The sequence below is a fragment of the [Bacillus] enclensis genome, assembly GCF_001456935.1.
In the GTDB taxonomy this organism is placed as follows: domain Bacteria; phylum Bacillota; class Bacilli; order Bacillales; family Bacillaceae_B; genus Rossellomorea; species Rossellomorea enclensis.
Genome location: NZ_KQ758486.1, coordinates 52,552 through 71,723 on the forward strand (window position 1 = coordinate 52,552; position 19,172 = coordinate 71,723).

At 50.0% G+C, this 19,172-nt stretch carries 16 protein-coding genes and 2 riboswitches; of the genes, 13 read left to right on the top strand and 3 right to left on the bottom strand.

The genetic code is table 11. The features are described from left to right. Nucleotides 1-82 precede the first annotated feature (82 nt). From AS034_RS17660 to AS034_RS17695, 8 genes are all read left to right on the top strand, one after another. Nucleotides 83-1,219, top strand: a complete 1,137-nt coding sequence (locus AS034_RS17660) for a trans-sulfuration enzyme family protein (RefSeq protein ID WP_058299583.1) — start codon at nt 83-85, stop codon at nt 1,217-1,219. Between the two features lie 378 nt (nt 1,220-1,597). Next, nucleotides 1,598-1,720: riboswitch (SAM riboswitch) on the top strand. 206 nt (nt 1,721-1,926) lie between these two features. After that, entirely contained in the window at nt 1,927-3,222 is a 1,296-nt protein-coding gene (locus AS034_RS17665) for an O-acetylhomoserine aminocarboxypropyltransferase/cysteine synthase family protein (protein WP_058299584.1), read from the top strand. A 73-nt stretch (nt 3,223-3,295) separates the two neighbouring features. Beyond that, nucleotides 3,296-4,378, top strand: coding sequence for a homoserine O-acetyltransferase MetX (metX, locus tag AS034_RS17670; RefSeq protein ID WP_058299585.1), 1,083 nt, complete (start codon nt 3,296-3,298; stop codon nt 4,376-4,378). Nucleotides 4,379-4,628: 250 nt separating this feature from the next. Next, on the top strand, nt 4,629-6,095 hold the full coding sequence (locus AS034_RS17675; protein ID WP_419184993.1) for a S41 family peptidase: 1,467 nt from the start codon (nt 4,629-4,631) through the stop codon (nt 6,093-6,095). Nucleotides 6,096-6,589: 494 nt separating this feature from the next. Next, nucleotides 6,590-7,351, top strand: a complete 762-nt coding sequence (locus AS034_RS17680; protein WP_058299586.1) for an SDR family oxidoreductase — start codon at nt 6,590-6,592, stop codon at nt 7,349-7,351. A gap of 15 nt (nt 7,352-7,366) precedes the next feature. Beyond that, nucleotides 7,367-7,579, top strand: a complete 213-nt coding sequence (locus AS034_RS17685) for a hypothetical protein (protein ID WP_058299587.1) — start codon at nt 7,367-7,369, stop codon at nt 7,577-7,579. Between the two features lie 14 nt (nt 7,580-7,593). Continuing rightward, complete coding sequence (locus AS034_RS17690) at nt 7,594-8,622, top strand: alpha/beta fold hydrolase (protein WP_058299588.1); 1,029 nt, start codon at nt 7,594-7,596, stop codon at nt 8,620-8,622. A 351-nt stretch (nt 8,623-8,973) separates the two neighbouring features. After that, entirely contained in the window at nt 8,974-10,170 is a 1,197-nt protein-coding gene (locus AS034_RS17695) for a PDZ domain-containing protein (protein WP_058299589.1), read from the top strand. A gap of 44 nt (nt 10,171-10,214) precedes the next feature. Here the strand turns inward: AS034_RS17695 and AS034_RS17700 are convergent, their stop codons facing one another. Next, on the bottom strand, nt 10,215-11,441 hold the full coding sequence (locus AS034_RS17700) for a dicarboxylate/amino acid:cation symporter (protein ID WP_058299590.1): 1,227 nt from the start codon (nt 11,439-11,441) through the stop codon (nt 10,215-10,217). Between the two features lie 258 nt (nt 11,442-11,699). On the opposite strand from AS034_RS17700, the gene AS034_RS17705 reads away from it, so the two are divergent. From AS034_RS17705 to AS034_RS17715, 3 genes are all read left to right on the top strand, one after another. After that, nucleotides 11,700-12,824, top strand: coding sequence for an MBL fold metallo-hydrolase (locus tag AS034_RS17705; protein WP_058299591.1), 1,125 nt, complete (start codon nt 11,700-11,702; stop codon nt 12,822-12,824). 113 nt (nt 12,825-12,937) lie between these two features. Continuing rightward, the gene (locus AS034_RS17710) at nt 12,938-13,810 is read left to right on the top strand and encodes an ABC transporter permease subunit (protein WP_058299592.1); all 873 of its coding nucleotides are present in this window, start codon (nt 12,938-12,940) and stop codon (nt 13,808-13,810) included. Beyond that, nucleotides 13,810-14,841 (top strand): ABC transporter permease, encoded by a 1,032-nt coding sequence (locus AS034_RS17715; protein WP_058299593.1) that lies wholly within the window; start codon nt 13,810-13,812, stop codon nt 14,839-14,841. Before AS034_RS17710 ends, AS034_RS17715 begins: the two co-directional genes overlap by 1 nt. Nucleotides 14,842-15,083: 242 nt before the next feature. Here AS034_RS17715 and AS034_RS17720 read toward each other — a convergent pair whose 3' ends face one another. Both AS034_RS17720 and AS034_RS17725 read right to left on the bottom strand, forming a co-directional pair. After that, a complete protein-coding gene (locus AS034_RS17720; protein ID WP_058299594.1) occupies nt 15,084-15,665 on the bottom strand; it encodes a VTT domain-containing protein in 582 nt (193 codons plus the stop codon). 130 nt (nt 15,666-15,795) lie between these two features. Next, a complete protein-coding gene (locus AS034_RS17725; protein WP_058299595.1) occupies nt 15,796-16,650 on the bottom strand; it encodes a DUF1206 domain-containing protein in 855 nt (284 codons plus the stop codon). 178 nt (nt 16,651-16,828) lie between these two features. After that, a riboswitch (cyclic di-AMP (ydaO/yuaA leader) is annotated at nt 16,829-17,030 on the top strand. A 151-nt stretch (nt 17,031-17,181) separates the two neighbouring features. Here AS034_RS17725 and AS034_RS17730 point away from each other — a divergent pair. Then, nucleotides 17,182-17,838 carry a potassium channel family protein gene (locus AS034_RS17730; protein ID WP_032086677.1) on the top strand — a complete coding sequence of 219 codons (657 nt, stop codon included), beginning with the start codon at nt 17,182-17,184 and terminating at the stop codon, nt 17,836-17,838. Between the two features lie 3 nt (nt 17,839-17,841). After that, nucleotides 17,842-19,164, top strand: a complete 1,323-nt coding sequence (locus AS034_RS17735; RefSeq protein ID WP_058299596.1) for a TrkH family potassium uptake protein — start codon at nt 17,842-17,844, stop codon at nt 19,162-19,164. Nucleotides 19,165-19,172: the final 8 nt, after the last annotated feature.

The following is a 19,172-nucleotide window of genomic DNA, read 5'->3' on the forward strand; positions in this document are numbered from 1 at the left end:
CCGAAACATTTCTCTTCCTCCGAATCTTCTGAATATGGTACACTCTTTAAAATACCAACCGCAAAGAGGAAGGATGACACACATGAAATTCACAACGAAAGTCGTACATAGCCAGCTGAAAGGCACCGAAGAAATCCGCAGCAAGACCACACCGATTTACCAGACTTCGGCGTTTTCATTCAAATCGTTGGAGGAACTTGAAGGATTCTATGAAGGGAAATCCCCTTATCTTTATACACGGACGGGAAATCCGAATACGGACGAGCTCGGCGGGATGGTCGCTGCCCTCGAGGGGGCCCCGGCCGGTGTCGCCACGTCATCCGGTTTGTCGGCGATCCTTGCCGCCGTGCTTGCCGTCGTCCAGTCAGGCGACCACATCATCGCAGCGGAAGACCTGTACGGAGGCACCTTCCATATGCTGAAAGAAGAGCTGAAAGGCTTCGGAATTGAAACGACATTCGTCGATTTCACGAGCCGAGAGGAAATTGAACAGGCCATCACGCCCCGGACCAAATTGCTCTACAGTGAAACGGTCACCAACCCGTTCATGAGAGTGGAGGATATCCAGCAGCTCGTCGAACTTGCTGAAAAACATAACCTCAAAACGATCATCGACAACACCTTCGCCACACCATACCTTCGCCAGCCGTATCTTGAAGGTGTAGATCTGGTGGCCCACAGCGCCACCAAATACATCGGCGGCCACAGCGATATCACCGCAGGCGTGGTGACAGGAAAGGAAGAGCTGGTAAAAAAAGCACGGGAAAAAGTGGTAAACATGGGCTCCAACTTAAGCCCGTTCGAAGCATGGCTCACGGCTAGGGGAGCAAAGACGCTCGGCCTCAGGATGGAAGCCCAGGCCCGCAATTCCGGCATCCTGGCAGACAACTTGCGATCGAACCAGCATATCAAGCACGTATACTATCCGGACAATCTGTCCGAAAAAGGACACGGTGCCATCGTCACCATCGAACTCGACGCGTCCTGCAACATCAGCGCATTTTTCAAATCGCTCGGCTGGATCAAAATCGTGCCGACCCTGGCAGGAGTCGAAACCACCGTCTCCTACCCACTAGGCACCTCCCACCGGGCCCTGCCCAAAGAAGCCCAGCAAAAACTCGGCATCAACACCCACGTCGTCCGCATCTCCCTCGGAATAGAAGACGCCGAAGACATCGTGGCCCAGTTCAACGAAGCAATCGAAAAATCTGTTGGTTAGTATGTTTTTGAAATTTTCTATGAGGTTTTTTAAGGCTGCTGAGTGGCAGGGAAATTTGTTTTTTAATAATTTTTTTTGAAGCATAAAACTATATTTCACCGCTTCCAGCAGTTGATTGGAGTGCAAGACGAAGACTCCTGCGGGAAGAGTAGCTGATGTGAGACCCCGCAGGAACGAAGTGACGAGGAGGCTCACGGGCTACCCGCGGAAAGCGTAGTCCTGCACGGAAATCAACTGCGTATAAAGAACCCCCTATCCAAGTAAACGAAAATAATCAAAATACCAAAATAATAAAAAAAATCAGAAAATACTCTTGACGATGAAACAATCAGCCTTTATAATTCATCTCAACGCACTACTTAAAAAACAACTAAATCGCTCTTATCCAGAGAGGCGGAGGGACTAGGCCCGATGAAGCCCGGCAACCTTCATGCCTGCGAACAACTCGCAGCTGCATGAAAAGGTGCTAATTCCTGCAGACGAAAGTCTGAAAGATAAGAGGAGGACCCTATTAAATTAGACCCTCTTCTTAGGAAGGGGGTTTTTCATTTTCCTCTTCTTTCAACACTCCTAGAAGGATGGCCGGCCCGGTCAAGCCAGCTGAAAGTACCAGCTGAAACGAAACCGGCAGCGTCCATCGCAAGCCAATACCCTAAAAACCAAATTAGCAATGGAATCCAAAAACCAAACCCAGGGAGGAATTAACAATGACAAAACAATTCGATATCGAAACAGTATTACTGCACGGAGGCCAGGCACCGGATCCGTCGACAGGTTCACGCGCCGTCCCGATCTACCAGACAACATCGTACGTTTTCGACAACAGCGAGCATGCAGCAAAATTATTCGGGCTGGAGGAAGAAGGGAACATCTACTCCCGTATCATGAATCCGACGGTGGACGTCCTTGAAAAACGGATCGCCCTTTTGGAAGGTGGAATCGGGGCGCTCGGCGTTTCGTCCGGAATGGCCGCAATCTCGCTGTCCATCCTGAATATCGCAGGAGCGGGGGATGAAATCGTAGCTGCGACTAATCTTTACGGAGGCACGTACAACCTGTTCTCCACGACGCTTCCGAAATACGGCATCAAGGTGCATTTCGTCGACCCTACAGATCCGGAGAACTTCCGCAATGCGATCACGCCGAAGACGAAGGCCGTTTTTGCCGAAACGATCGGGAATCCAAGTCTTCACGTGCTGGACATCGAAGCGGTGGCGAAAGTCGCGCATGACAATGAAATCCCGCTCATCATCGACAACACCTTCGCTACACCGTATCTGACGAAGCCGATTGAATGGGGCGCTGACATCGTCATCCACTCAGCCACGAAATGGATCGGAGGCCACGGCACGGCGATCGGCGGACTCGTGGTTGATGGAGGGAAATTCAATTGGAACAACAAAAAATTCCCGGGCTTCGTGGAAGAAGACCCGAGCTATAACGGAATCCGCTTTGGAATCGATGTCGGCGAAGCAGCCTTCATCACCAAACTGCGGGTGCAGCTGCTGCGTGATTTCGGTGCCTGCCTGAGCCCGCAGAACGCATTCCTGCTGCTGCAGGGGCTTGAAACACTGCATCTCCGGATCGAAAGACACACGGAAAACGCACAGAAAATCGCCGAGCATCTCGATCAGCACAGCGGAGTGGCGTGGGTATCCTACCCGGGCCTCGCTCAGCACCCGTCCCACTCACTGACGCAGAAATACCTGAAAAAAGGTGCCGGCTCGATCGTCGTCTTCGGCATTAAAGGGGGCAGGGACTCAGGCCGGAAAGTGGTCGACAACATCACACTCTGGTCACATGTGGCGAACGTCGGCGATGCGAAATCACTCATCATCCATCCGGCTTCGACGACACACCAGCAGCTGAACGAACAGGAACTGCGCTCAACCGGCGTAACCGAAGAATTGGTGAGGTTGTCAGTCGGACTGGAATCAGCCAAAGATTTGATTGAAGACCTGGATCACGCAATCGAAGCGGCACTTGCAGCGTCACCGGTATAATCAATATTTTTAAAAAGGGAGATCCGGCCCGAAAAGCCGTCTCCCTCAATTACTGAAAAAAGGAGGCGGCGGAATGGAGAATCCCCACACCCGAGCGGCCCGATACGAAGTCAACTCCATTACGATCCCAACCCTGACGCTTGAAAGCGGGGAGACCCTGAAGGGGGTCGAGCTTGCCTATGAAAAAACAGGATCAGCAAACGGCCCGGTCATCCTCATTTGCCACGCCCTTACAGGGAATCATATTGTAAAAGGGACGCCGGGCACCAAAGGCTGGTGGGACGGACTCATCGGCCCGGGTTCGTACCTGGATACCGATGAATATACGATTCTTTCATTCAATGTCCTTGGCGGCAACGACGGCAGCACGGGTCCGGCATCGATCGACCCGCCGACCGGCAGGCGGTATGGCCGGGAGTTTCCGGGCGTCACCGTTAGGGACATGGTGAAAGCTCAATACCTGGCGTTGAAGGAACTGAACATCCCGCACGTTCACGCAGTCATCGGCGGTTCACTCGGCGGGATGCAGGCACTCGAATGGGGGATGATGTTCCCGTCCTTCGTCGATAAAGTGTTCGCCCTTGCCGTCACACCGACTCTCAGCGACTACGGCCTTGCCTTCAATCATATCGGCATCCAGGCGATCGAATCGGATCCCGATTTTCAAAACGGTCAATACCCCGAAGGCGCACATATAAAAGGTTTGGAGATTGCGAGGATGGCCGGCATGGTCACATACAGGACGCCGCTCCTTTTCGACGACCGTTTCAAGCGTGAAGAAGCGCAGTCCGGTTTTCAAGTGGAAAGCTATTTGAACTACCAGGGCAGGAAGCTTGCATCTCGATTCGATCCAAACAGCTACCTCACCCTCCTGAAAGCCATGAACTCGCATGACTTGAGCAGGGGCCGCGGCTGCACGCTCGATGACATCGCCGAACACTATCCAACCGAGCTGATCACCATCAGTTATGAGGGCGACCTCATCTACTCCCCGGAATACATGGAACGTTTTACAAAACGGGTGCGGTCGGGGAGGCATTATTTCGTTTCCACAGCTTTCGGCCACGACGGGTTTCTGGTCGAATTCGAAAAATGGGGCAGCATGATTTCCTCCCATTTGAAAAATGTTCAGACAAAACGGGTTGTGAACGGCTGACGTATCATAACCCGTCCCCCTCCGGCATATAGTTTAATAAGCAAAGACATCGCACCGCGGAATCGCGCGTTTTTGTGCGGTGTCTTTTTTATAAAAAAATGGTGAGTGTCCGGCTCGATTAAGGTACTCAGGATGTGTTTGCCCCGGACAGGCAGTCAGCCCGCGGCTGATAAAAGGACAAACCATCCCTCGCGCATGCCGGCGCTTTTCGTATCAGCCATGACAACAAGTTGGAGGGGGAAATATGGAGTTGAAAGGCAGAAAGCTTATCATCACAATCCTGATCAGCATGCTGATCGGGGCAGGCGGAATGTACGGCGGATTCACCCTGTTTGATTTCGGCAATTCAGGGGACGAGCTCACAGAGTACAGCGGTAACGGGGATGTCGCTGACAAACTCCACAAAGTGGAAGTGGCCTATGACCTCATCAGCGAGAAATTTTTTCAGGACGTGAATAAAGGGGAACTAGTGGAAGGGGCCATCCAGGGAATGCTGAAAACCCTGAATGATCCCTACTCGGTCTACATGAACGCCGAGACGGCTTCACAGTTCAACGATGCGCTCGACTCTTCCTTCGAAGGGATCGGGGCGGAGGTCACGATGATGGACGGGAAACTGGTCATCGTTGCACCTTTTAAAAATTCACCTGCAGAAGAAGCTGGGCTGAAACCTAATGACCGCATTGTCAAAATCGATGGCAGCAGCATCGACGGCCTCGATTTATATGAGGCGACTCTTAAGATAAGAGGGAAAAAAGGAACCGAAGTGAAATTGGAATTGCTGAGGGAAGGCGTCTCCGAACCGATCGAAGTCTCCGTCAAACGCGATGAGATCCCGGTCGAAACCGTCCACTCGGATGTGAAAAAAGTGAACGGAACCAAAACAGGCTATATCCAGATCACCACCTTCTCTGAAAACACCGCCGCAGACTTCAAGAAGCAGCTGGCAGAACTCGAAAAGGATAAGGTGAAGGGACTTGTCATCGACGTTCGCGGCAACCCGGGCGGACTGTTATCCAGCGTCGAACAGATCCTTCAGGAGTTCGTCACAGGGAAGAAGCCTTATATCCAAATCCAGGAACGAAACGGCGAAGTCATGAAATCCTTCTCTGATAAAAAAGAAAAGAAAGCCTATCCGGTCGTCGTCCTCATCGATGAAGGAAGCGCATCCGCCTCCGAAATCCTTGCCGGGGCACTCAAGGAAACGGAAGGCTATCCGCTTATCGGGACAAAGAGCTTCGGAAAAGGAACCGTCCAGCAGGCCGTTCCGATGGGAGACGGCAGCAACATCAAGCTGACAATGTACAAATGGCTCACACCGAACGGAAACTGGATCCACAAAAAAGGGATCAGACCAGACGTCGCAGTGAAGCAGCCGGCTTACTACTACGCCCACCCGCTTCAAATCGAAAAACCGCTGAAGCCCGAAATGAACAACGAGCAGGTGAAAAATGCACAGGAAATGCTGAAAGGCCTCGGATTCATGCTCGACCGCTCCGACGGTTACTACAGCAAGAAAACAGAACAGGCCGTCAAGGAATTCCAAATCCAGCAGGGTCTCGACTCTAACGGCATCATCGACAGCAAAACAGCCGAACACCTGCAGGCCGAAATCTACCAGCAAATCCAAAACGAAAAGAACGACCTCCAGCTCCAAGCCGCCATCGAATACGTAAACCGCATCGCAAAGGCCCAGGCAGCGAGAGGGTCGGAATAGTAAGTTGGGATGATCGCCTTCCTTTGGGGAGGCGGTTTTTTTGTGCGTTTTGTGTGTACCTGGTACAGGGAGCTTTGATTGTACCTGGTACAATGACTGCTTCGTGTACCTGGTATACTGCCCGCCGATTGTACCTGGTACAAAAAAGCGGATCCTGTACCCTGGTACACAACCGTAAAACCGGTGGCCATCGGCTGTTCCTGGCACAAAACCGGTGATTTGTGCCAGGAACAAAACCACCCGATTGTGCCTGGCACCAAATAAAAAACCGCTCCATCCCCCGCGAGCCAGGCTCAAACACCCCAATCTGAGCCAGGCTCAAAACCCCCAAATCGAGCCAGGCACCCCCAACTCACCCACAACTCATTCCCATCCTCTCCCCATCACAGGCAAATCAATCATTTCTACCCATCCACCCGTGAATCTATGCACTATTTCTCAACCAAAATCTATTATATAGAGTGAAACAATTTTAATAGAAAGGAGGCAAATACATGTTTGATATAAAAGGAAAAGTGGCGGTTGTGACGGGAGGCGGAAGGGGCCTCGGGAAAGAGATGGCGCTTGGCCTGGGTGAAGCGGGTGCGCATGTTGTAGTGTGCTCTAGGAATCTGGCAGCCTGCGAAGAAGTGCGGGATTCCCTGATGGCACTGGGTGTGAAGTCTCTTGCTTTCTCCTGTGATGTCACGAAAAAAGAAGATGTCGTCCATATAATAGAAGAAACAGTGAAAGAGTTTGGCAGGATTGATATTTTGATCAATAACAGCGGGACTTCGTGGGCGGGTCCGTTTTTGGATGTGCCTGCTGATAAATGGGACAAGGTCATGGATGTGAATGTGAAGGGGACGTTCCTGTTTTCGCAGGAAGCGGCGAAGGTGATGGTGAAGCAGAAGTCGGGAAAGATCATCAATATCGCATCGGTGTCAGGTTTTGGGGGTACGGATCCAAGGCTGATGGACACCGTTCCTTACAATGCTAGTAAAGGTGCGGTCATCACGCTTACAAAGGATCTTGCCGTTAAACTTGCCTCTCATAATATCCAGGTGAATGCGATTGCGCCGGGCTTCTTCCCTACTAAAATCACCAAACAGCTTTTTGCAGAGCAGGGGAATGCGATCATGCAGCATATCCCAGCGAAACGATTCGGTGAAGGAGAAGACCTGCGCGGGATTGCTGTCTTTCTTTCATCGGCTGCCTCTCAGTATGTGAATGGCCATATTCTAATCGTGGACGGCGGAATATCCGCCCAGGCATAAAAGGAGAAATGAAGAATGGATGAATGGTATAGAGAATTAAAGGTTGCGGGGACGCGTGCCGAGTTTGAGATCAATCAGGCAATCAAAGCCGAAATCAATCAGAGGGAAGTCATTGAAGCATACAAAACGGTGACGGAAACGATCATGAGTATTCTTCAAATCCTGACTTTTGTGCTGCTGTTTGTCGAATTTCTCAATCAAAGAATGCTGATCGAACATGTCAGCTAAGGGGGGTGAAGCGAATGGAAGATAATCTGGACTTACTAAAAGAAATAGAGCGGTGGAAAGGGTTTTTCAGTACGATCTCAATGAATGAGGAATGGAAACCGAACTTCCCTAGGGAGGCTATCTGGAAAAAGGGGACATGCACGCTCTGGCACTACCGGCAGGAAGAACCCAACGGCAAGATCCCGATGTTCTTGCTGTATTCACCGATCAACAAACCGAGCATTCTCGATTTGACTAAGGATTACAGCATGGTCGGAGGGTTCCTCGAGGAAGGATATGATGTATACCTTTTTGAATTCGGAGCACCGTCGCAGGAGGACCGTTCCATCGGTCTCGAAGAATACTTGTTTCAGTACATTGATCAGGCGATAAAACAGATGCTGGTGCACAGCGGGCAAGCCAAGATGTCCCTTGCCGGTTTCTGTCTGGGTGGGACGCTTGCAGCCATCTATGCATCCCTGCGGCCGGACATCGTGAAAAACCTGCTCCTTTTCGTCACACCGGTCGATTTTCAGTCGGTGCCGGAATTCAGCGAATGGATTGAAGCGCTGAAAAGCGGGGAGCTGGATTTCAGACCGCTGATTGAACAGAGCGGGACGATACCGGCTCACGTAATGAAAGCAGGAATGCGTCTGTTGACTTCCCCGGTCTATTTTTCACCCTATCTGTCCCTGTTGACGAAATCCTATGATCCGGGGCATGCCTATTATTGGTATCGTTTCAATCAGTGGACCAACGACCATATCCCGATGACAGGAGCTTTCGCACTGGATATAACCGAGTACTTTGTGAAAAGGAATGTCCTTTTGAATGGAGGCTTCGAGCTCGGCGGGGAAACGGTCGATTTGAAGAATATCACTTCGAATATGTACATGATTTCATCAAGGTACGATCAAATGGTCCCCAGCGATATTTCGTCCCCGCTGATGACTCTCGTTTCCAGCCGTGACACGCACCTGGAACTGGTGGAAGGCGGGCATGCAAGCTTGATAAAAAACAGCATTTCCCAACATCTGAAAGAGTGGCTTGGGGAACGCGCATAAAGGAGGGAAGCCATGTATCACGTAGAAATTGAGGACGATTTCCCGTACGGTTATCTGGGCTTTGCGTTTGTCGTGTTCAAACAATTTTGGACACAATATATCCAGTAGAAGAATGAGCCGGAGGAGATTTCTCCTTCCCGGCTGATTTTTACATAGGGGAGAAATTCCGACATCATTTCCCGGGAAAATATCGGGTTTGCTGTCGAAATAACCGAAGGCTTTGCGTATATCCGGGAAATTCCCCGCGTGGATTTCCGGTTGTAATAGAATCAGAATAAAATTGCAATAGGTTTTGGAGGGGGATTTTGATAAAATAATAGATAACAGTTTAAAAGAGGGGGTGACGTTTCATTGGTCGAGGTTTGGTTACTGGACGTCTTGAAGGCTTTGGGTAAATTCATTCTGCATCCGGTATTATTTTTATCGGTGCTGCTGGCAATTATGACGGGTTATTTTCGCGTGAAAAGGGAACGAAGGGATTTTCATACGCGGCTTCTGGATGGATATAATGATCTGCGTGTCCTTTTATCGTATGGAATCGCAGTCGGGCTGGTATTTTCATTGATCACCATAGGAGCGGGGCTGGTCATCCCGGTGTTTGCCCTGACGCTCATTGGTGCTTTGAGTGTGCTCTTTGCACTCACAAGGAATTTTCATCTTGTGTCTGCAGCGATCACTACCGGATTTTCTTATTTCCTTCTTGTAACGGTCCATTATTTTGACTTGGAAATACCTTTTGTACATACGTATTTGGAAGATTTGAATCTAGGGCTCCTCAGTTCGGTCATGGTCCTAGCGGGGGTTCTTACCCTTATTGAAGGGATCCTAATCAAACTGAACGGATGGAAACATACTTCCCCGCGCCTGATCAAAAGTGAGAGGGGACTGAAAGTCGGGGTCCACAAAAGCAAGAAGCTTTGGCTGGTGCCAATGTTCGTGCTGCTTCCGACAGGCAATCTGACACTGCCATTCGACTGGTGGCCGGTGTTCACACTCGGCACAGAGAGTTATTCGCTGCTGTGCGTCCCATTCCTGCTCGGTTTTCAGCAGCTTGTGAAAAGCACCCTGCCCGAGGTCGCCATCAAGCAAATGGGCTCTCATGTATTCTGGCTCGGAGCCTTCATCCTGACACTTGCAGTCACGGGCTTCTGGGCACCGATGTTTTCAGTGGCAGCAGGAGTGATCGCGATCCTGGGCCGAGCCTGGCTCATATATCGCCACCGATCCGCCGAAGATTCCAAGCCTTATTATTACAAAAGGCAGTCGAAAGGCGTCATGATCCTCGGAATCCTTCCAGGTACACCGGCCGAAAAATTGTCACTCAGTATCGGGGAAATCATTTTAAAAGTGAACGGAACAGACGTGAATACGGAAAGGGGATTCTATGAAGCCCTCCAGAAAAACGGTGCCTACTGCAAACTCGAGGTCCTCGGCACGAACGGGGAAAACCGGTTTGAACAGGGCGCGCTGTACGAAGGGGATCACCACGAACTCGGGATCCTGTTCGCCGATCAGGATTCAGGCTGGGAACGTCATCATGTTTCATAAAAAAAGCTTGCAGAATCAATTTCTGCAAGCTTTTTTACATTTACTTAAGTGGAACGGTCTTCTTTTTTCTCTGTCTTATCAATGATCGCGGTCCCGACAAGGTCACCTGTCACATTCAGGGCCGTTGCCCCCATGCCGACAAGAGCGTCGATGGCCGTCAACAGCGCCACGGTTTCCATCGGCAGGCCGAGCTGTGCAAAGACCGTGGCGATCATGACGATACCGGCGCCCGGAACCCCGGCAGTCCCGATCGATGCGAGTGTCCCGATCAACACGACGACAAGCATCTCCGTCAGCGTCAGCGGTTCACCGATTACATTTGCAGCAAAAACGGCGGAGACTGCAATGCGTATCGCTGCCCCGTCCATATTGATCGTTGCCCCGAGCGGAAGGCTGAAGCCGTACAGGCTTTTTGACAAGCCAAGATTTTTCGCGGCATCCAGCGTCAGCGGAAGCGTCCCTGAGCTGCTTTGTGTGACAAACGCAGTGATCATTGGCGTGCGTGCCTGTTTGAAAAATTTCCCCGGACTGATCTTGAAGAAGATCATGAACAGGATATAGAGTCCAATCTGAACGGCTATCGCCGCGTAAAGGACGAGCACCATATTGCCCAGCGATACGAGTGTGTCCAAGCCTTGATTCCCGACCGTATTTGCCATGATGGCAAAAATCCCGATCGGAACGTATTGCAGGACGGCTTTCATGATCACAAGCACCGCTTCATTCAATCCTTCAGCGAGCTTGTACACATGCTCACCCAATTCATGAAACTGTTCACTCGATCGCAGCCACGAGATCGCAATCCCAAAGGTGAGGGCGGTGAAGATGATCCCGAGGAGGTTAAACTCTGAAAAAGCAGTCACGATGTTTTCCGGGATGATATTCAATAATACACTCACGAGTCCCGGGTTTTCAGGTACTTTGAACGATTCGTCCGTATTGAGCGTCATCCCGGTCCCCGGATTGAACAGACTGGCGACGGCAATGCCGACGATGATCGCCAGTGCAGAAGTAAGAACATAGTATAAGAACATTTTTCCACCCATGCGGCCGAGACTGCTCACGTTTGTCTGGTTGACCCCGACAATCAGCGTAAACAGGATCAGCGGCAGGATGACGAACTTAAGGAGCCTTAGCAGGACGTCGCCAAGCGGTGTGAGGACGGACGCATCTTTTCCGAAAATGAGCCCGGCAATCACACCGAGCACGAGAGCCACGGTGATTTTTAAAATAAGGGATGTTTCGAGGTATCCCTTCCATATCGCTTTCATAAAATTCCTCCTTTATATGTTAGTTTTCCCCAATGGATTCCATAAGAATCTTCTATTTAGAGCATTCCGCACATTCCTTTAAAAGCGGCCGGAACAATTTCATATTAAAGCACATTGAAATAGTCGGGATTCAATTACGATACAATACACTATCACATCTGTCAAAAGAATCGTTTTTCCATTACAATCTTACGTTTGGTAAATACGGAACAGGGTATATATGATATATAAACATATCATTGGGAGGAGATTACAACCATGTCACTTCAACCACTTGAAGTAAAAGATCTAGTAAAAAAAATCATGAAAAATGAAGAAGTCTTTATCCTGGACGTGCGCGGGGAAGACGATTATGAAAACTGGAAGATTGAAGGAAAGTCTGTCACCACCATGAATATCCCTTTGAAGGAGATCAAACAGGATCCCGGAAAAGCGAAGGAGAAGCTGCCGGATGAAGGACCGATTTATGCCGTGTGCGCGAAAGGGATTTCATCGCAGGACGGAGTGGAGATCCTGAAAGAAGCAGGCGTCTCTGAAATAACCCATGTGGTCGATGGGATGAACGGCTGGAGCGAGCATCTCGAACCGGTCAAGATCAGCAAGCTGCCCGGGGAAGGCGGGGCACTCTATCAATTTGTCCGTCTCGGGAAAGGATGCTTATCCTATATCATCGAATCTGACGGGGAAGCGGTCATCGTGGATCCCAACCGGATGACGCATTTTTACACAGACTTCGTTGAGGAACAGGGTCTGAAAATCAAAGCAGTCATCGATACGCATCTTCATGCCGACCATATTTCGGGAGGGCGTGAAATTGCCAAGCAGTACGATGCCGAATACTATTTTCCCGATAAAGATGATGAAGGGGTGGAATTCGAGTACAATCCGCTGAAGGACGGCGACGAAATTAAAGCAGGTGCGGCGGCTCTCAAGGCATTCTATTCACCGGGCCACACGATCGGCAGTACGAGCCTCATCGTGAACGATGAATTCCTGCTCACCGGTGATATCCTGTTTGTCGAATCAATCGGCCGGCCGGACCTTGCCGGGAAGGCTGAAGACTGGGTGGAAGACCTGAGGGAAACATTGTACGACCGCTACAAGAATCTGGCGGGTGATTTGACCGTCCTTCCGTCCCACTTTGGTGAGATGAGCGAGCTGAATGAGGACGGGAGTGTGTCGGACAAATTGAACGCTCTCTACGAAAAAAATAAAAAACTGAACGTGGATGATGCCGGGGAATTCCGTCATATGGTCACGGATAATCTTCCTGAGCAGCCGAACAGCCACGAAGAAATCCGGAAGACGAATATGGGGAAATCCCACCCCGATCCTGATGAAAAGCAGAGTATGGAGACAGGTCCCAACAACTGTTCAGTGTAAAATAAAACGGGCAGGCAGCCTCATCAGGCGGCCTGCCTTATTTATTTTTCCTTCCAATCAATCTATCTTTTGGTATAATTTTACTAATGATGGAGTTAATAGGGAGGTTTGCAATGAAACTGCTACATATAATCAAAAATTTTATTTTATCTGCAGCCGGAATCATCTTGATGGGCGGCCTGCCGGTGCTCATCTCCGGACTTGCTGCCAAGGAGGTGCACTGGCACGCCTATTGGACGACGATCCAAGAGATTCTGTATGCCATCATCCACCCATCCGAGCTTACATATAAAGTGATCGGCGGGCAGAAAGAGCGCGATTTGTTCCCATTTTTGTGGGAGCCGATCCAGTATTCACTGACCGTCTTGTTTTCGTCCTTCTTTTTGGCCATGCTTATGGCCGTCATCCTCACGATCCTCACCATGATGTTCTCGGAGAAAATCAGACAGTCTATCAAATTCGGGTTCTATCTTCTGGAGTCACTGCCCGATCTTCTCATCATCCTGATTCTGCAGCTTGCCATCCTTGCTTACTATAAACAATCCGGACAGGTCGTCGTGGGGATTGCCGCCACTTATGAGGAAAGGATTTATCTTCTCCCGATCCTGGTGCTCGCCATCCTGCCGTCCATCCAGCTGTACCGTTTGACGATCATGACGTTTGAGAAGGAAGAGAAGAAGGATTACGTGCAGCTTGCCAAATCAATCGGGTTGGGGAAATTTTTCATCTTGATCGTACATATCCTGCGGAATGCTGTCATTTCCGTATTCTTTCAGTCTAAGAAAACGGTGTGGTTCATGCTGTCGAATCTATTCGTCATCGAGCTGCTGTTCAATATTCCGGGCATCACCCGGTTCCTTATGTCGACGCTGCAGCCGACATTATTCACGCTCGCTTTATTCAGCATCTTCATCCCTCTTTTCCTTTTTTACAACATCGGGGAGTTCGTGCTGTCCCGTAAGGCAAACAGAGGGGAGGAATTATGATGAAACGAAGTATATGGAAGAATCCCATGTTCCTCAGCGGCTTTTTGTATTTGTTCCTGCTGATCCTGGCGAGCTTTCTCTATACCATCCTCTGGGATGATGAGGTAAGGCGGCTTTATTTTATTTCTGAAAATGGATTCCCGGTGGAGTCGGCGCCGATCTCGCCAAAATGGAATTATCCGTTCGGCACCGATCCGCTTGGCCTGGATATGTTAGGGAAGATTCTCATCGGCGCGAAATACACGCTGATCCTTTCCTTCATCATCGCCTTCCTGAGAGTCGTCATTTCCCTGCCGATTGCACTTGTCCTCGGCACCTATCTGCAAAGGTTCAAAAAATCGATCAACGGGACGATCGATTCGTTTCATTATATCCCGTTGTCCATCATCGCTTACTTCCTGCTGCATCCGGTGTTGTGGGAGCCGTTCAATGGCTTTCCGACCACGATGACGGAACGTTTTATCATTGAGATTCTTATCCTGACCGTCCTCATCGTGCCGATCCTTTCGTCACTGCTTGGAAATGAAGTATCGATGGTGTACAAGGAAGAATTCATCCTCAGCGCGAAAGTACTGGGAGCAAGTAAATTCAGGATCATCTTCAAACATATCCTGCCATCACTGAAAGACAAGCTTGTCGTCCTTTTCGGTCAGCAGATCATGCAGACGCTGGTCATCTTCATCCACCTCGGACTGCTGAAGCTCTTCGTCGGGGGGACGGACGTCGATTACTCGTTCGTACCCGATCCGCCGCAGTCCAGCACCAATGAGTGGTCAGGGCTGATCGGTGACTCGTTCCGCTACCTGCAGGGGGCCCCGTGGGTGCCGCTCACCCCGATCCTCTTCTTTGCGAGCGCCATGTTCGCCGTCGCGCTCATGATCGAGGGATACGTTCGTGCAACGTCTGGCCACTCCCATTTTTATAAAAAGTTCAGGGAGAAATATAATGGGGAAGCTGTGGAGAAAAAGGACGAGTTAAAAGCTGCTGATTTTAAAAGGGTGAGGTCTGAGGGGGAAACGTTTGGAGGATGAAAAGAGGGGGGCGTGTTTTATTCGATTACAGGGCAAGATCCATTGATTGGGTGCCAGGCACAAATCACCCGTTTTGTGCCTAGCACAGGACCGGTCGCCTTCGTGTACCAGGTACATCGTGTCCGATTTGTACCAGGTACAATTAAGCCCCCGTGTACCACGTCCAAAACCACCACCCTGTACCAGGTACACTCCACCAACACAAAAAATCGGCCGCACCCAAGCTGGGTCCGGCCGATTATTCATTTTTCCCCCCTCAAATGTCCATACCGGACAGCGGCATAACCGAGCCCCAGCAATGCTGCCGCCCCCAATAGGATCCACGTTCCCCTTGATGATTCAATCACATTTACAACGATCAGAGCTTCAAGCAGGAGTGCAGGAATTTTCCCCGCAGTGCTCACCACGGTGAAAGCAGCAGCTGAGATGCTGCTGAATGCAGCGGCGACCGTCACGACCCCTGAAGGGACAAAAGGGAAGATCCGAAAGACAAAGAGTAGGAAGATCCATTCCTTTCCTTCTGCCTGCTTGAGTTTTAAAAAATAGCGGTTTTCCGATATTTTATCGAGTTTCGCCACCGACATCCCTTTCCGATAAAGGACAAAACTCACGACCGCACCGAGGGATTCCCCGATGATGGAGAGGAGGATCCCTGTTTCGAGGCCGAAATATGAAATATTCAAGGCCGTGATGAAAAAACTGGGCAGGAAGCCGGCAACACTGATGACAATGTTCACCCCTACGCTGAATAAGGCGATCAGGACAGCACTTCCGCTGAGATGATTCTCGATGATTTCTTTTATCGTAAGTGCCAGCCAGCCCAATTGCCTCAGTCCTTCATCATGGTCTAATAATCCGGTGCGTTTTAATTCCTTTCACATTGTACTATATTTTGACCAAAAAGAAACAGAGCCGGGAAAGCCCGGGCTCTGTTTTGTGTGAAAATCCATATTATCAATACATACTCAAATGCCGGTTCTTCCCCTTTAAAATCTGATACACCCCGTAAAGGAACAATCCGGCCGCGACCACGGCCAGTATCCACTGGCCGTATGGCTGCTGGGCGATTTTTGAGAGGGCGCCGTCGAGTCCTTTTGTTTTATCGGGGTCTGCGGTGATGGCCGTCTTGATGAAGAAATAACCGACAAATAGGAAGACGAATCCACGCGAGAATAATCCCATTCTTCCGGCGTTACTGCCTAACTTCCATTCTTTGTCAGACATTTCATGCCGCTTAAAATGCTTTGTAAACTTTCCAGTTACGGCGATGTACATTTCATGAAGAGCGAAGCCGATGATGATGGCGCCGACGATGCCGACGATCCACTGACCGAACGGCTGTGATAAAAGCTTAGCAGAGATGGATTGTTTGGACCCGGAGCCCGATCCGCTCTTGGCATGCATCGCGATCATGAATGCATTATATGAAAGTGCACTGTAGATGATTCCGCTAATGACATGGGTGAGCCTCCTGAATGCCGATTTCATCAAACCGTCGGAATGTCCGGGGTCTTTGACTGCTTCGATGAAGCTCCACATGACGATGCCGATGATCCCGAATCCGACGATCCACAGAAGTACCTCACCGAAAGGAGCCTGTGCAACCGCACTGAACGCCCCGCTGGAATCGGACATGCTTCCGCCTGCCCCGAACGCGGCCATCAGTGCGAGCGCCCCGATCATCAGGTAAACACTGCCCCTTGCGATATATCCTACCCGTGCAAAACCACGTATCCAGGGCTTGATGTCAGACGAGCTTTGATTGTTTTTATTTGTATCGTTAGAAATGATCGTTGAAAGATCAGCCATTTTCCTACTTCCCTTCTGGTACTTATCTAGCATTACTTATGTAGGCTTTTCCCCATAAAAATGAATTGGAAACCTCCCGGTGTATGAAAAATCCCTTCCAATTGAAGGGCAGAAATTTTTACAAAAAACATATTTACAACTCACGGTACGGGGAGTATGATAACTAACATCAAACAAATATTCTTTATCGCTTAATTCAATTTGAAGCGGGGGACCCGAGTCACAGGGGTGAATCCACATCGCTGCAAGGTTCTTGATCTGAAAGGCATAGGCCGGTGCGCCCATGCTGAAAGGGGAATCCTTGTTTGCGGCTTGAGGTAGGGCTACTTCCATCGCCCGAATCCGTCAGCTAACCTCGTAAGCGTAATGGGAGAGGATGATACTCGTGATCAAAAAATGATGACCACAGGGTGTATTCCTTGTGGTCTTTTTGTGCTGTTTTTTAAGTTCGATTGCCGCTGTTCTGTTCGGAGCGGAGTTGAATAACATCTATTGGTTAAGCTAATAAAAAGGTTTTGGAGGGTGTACATCATGAAGAAGCAATTTGCAGTCATCGGTTTGGGCCGGTTCGGGGGAAATCTTGTACAGGAGCTGGCAGCGCTCAATGTGGAGGTGCTTGCGATCGATATCCACCACGAAGTCGTCCAGAAGTTCCAGGATATTGCGACACATGCCGTGCAGGCGAATGCGATGGATGAATCGGTGCTGAAGTCACTTGGACTTAGAAATTTTGACCATGTCATCGTTTCATTTGGTGAAAATATCGAGGCGAGTATCCTGACGACGCTCCAGCTGAAGGAAATCGGCGTCAAAGAGGTGTGGGTCAAGGCATCGAATGCTTACCATCAGAAAGTGCTGGATCGCATCGGCGCGGATAAGGTCATTCATCCGGAACGAGATATGGCGAGAAGGATCGCCCATCACATCACGTCTGAGAAAATCATCGATTATATCGAAGTATCGAAAGAACATAGTATCGTCGAAGTGCTAGCAACCAGGAAGGTCGCCGGGAAGAATCTGATCGAGCTGGATGTTCGCGCGAAGTACGGCTGCAATATCATCGCCATCCACCGCGGTGACGAGGTCATCGTCTCGCCGTCCGCGGATGAAGTCATCCAAAAGGAGGACCTCCTGATTGTGATTGGTCATAACCGCGATATCAATCGCTTTGAAAAAGAAGGTGTATAAAAGATGAAGGGGAAGATCACTCCCTGGACCCCGCCGCAGCTGCTGGTGGTCACGTTCATTTTTTTCAGTATCCTCGGGATGTTCCTCTTGAAGCTGCCGTTTGCGACAGAGGAGGGCATTTCGATGCTCGACGCACTGTTCACATCGGTTTCAGCCATGACCGTCACCGGGCTGATTGTTGTGGACACGGGCAGTGTGTTTACCACGTTCGGTGAAGTCATCATCATGTGCCTGATCCAGATCGGCGGGCTCGGGATCATGTCGTTTGCCGTCCTGATCTTCATGATGATCGGCAAGAAAATCGGCTTCAAGGAGAGACTGCTGATTCAGCAGGCGTTAAATCAGACTTCGGTCGGCGGCGTCATTAAACTCGTGAAATATTTATTTTACTTTTCTTTTACTGTGGAGGCGGCCGCCGTCGTCCTGCTGGCGACACAGTGGGTGCCGGAATATGGATGGGGCAGGGGACTTTACGTCAGTTTGTTCCACTCCATCTCTGCATTTAACAACGCAGGATTCTCCATCTGGGCGGACAGTCTGATGGGATACGCGGGGAACCCGGTCGTGAATCTTGTGATTTCGCTGTTATTCATCATCGGCGGTATCGGGTTCACTGTTCTGGTCGATCTTTATAAAAAGAGATCGCTGAAAAAGTTGTCTCTTCACACTAAAATCATGCTGTGGGGAACGCTGATCATCAACACGGCAGCGATGATCATTCTCTTCATCCTTGAATACAACAATCCCCACACGCTCGCGAATCTGTCGCTGTTCGATAAAGTGCAGGCGGCTTATTTTTCAGCTGTGACACCGCGGACCGCCGGATTCAATACGCTTGACTATGGAGTCATGGAGCGGGATTCGATTTTCCTTACGATCCTCCTCATGTTCATCGGGGCGGGGAGCGCGTCCACAGGAGGGGGCATCAAGCTTACAACCTTCATTGTCATATCGCTGAGTGTCTTTGCATTTTTAAAAGAAAAACGTGAAATCCGGCTGTTCCGCCGCACGATCAGTGAGTTCCATATCTTCAAAGCCCTTGCTGTATCGATGATGAGTGTATTCCTCGTGTTCAGCGCACTGTTCGTGATGAACATCAGTGAAAAAAGCGCCGAATTCCTGCCGATCCTTTTTGAAATCGTCTCTGCATTCGGCACGGTCGGCCTGTCGATGGGGATTACCGGATCTCTTACAGACTTAGGGAAGAGTGTCATCATCATCGTCATGTTCATCGGAAAACTCGGGCCGCTGACGCTTGCATTCTCGCTGTCGAGACCTGACAAAGAGAAGATCCGATATCCGAAGGAGGATATCATGACAGGATGATCTATACA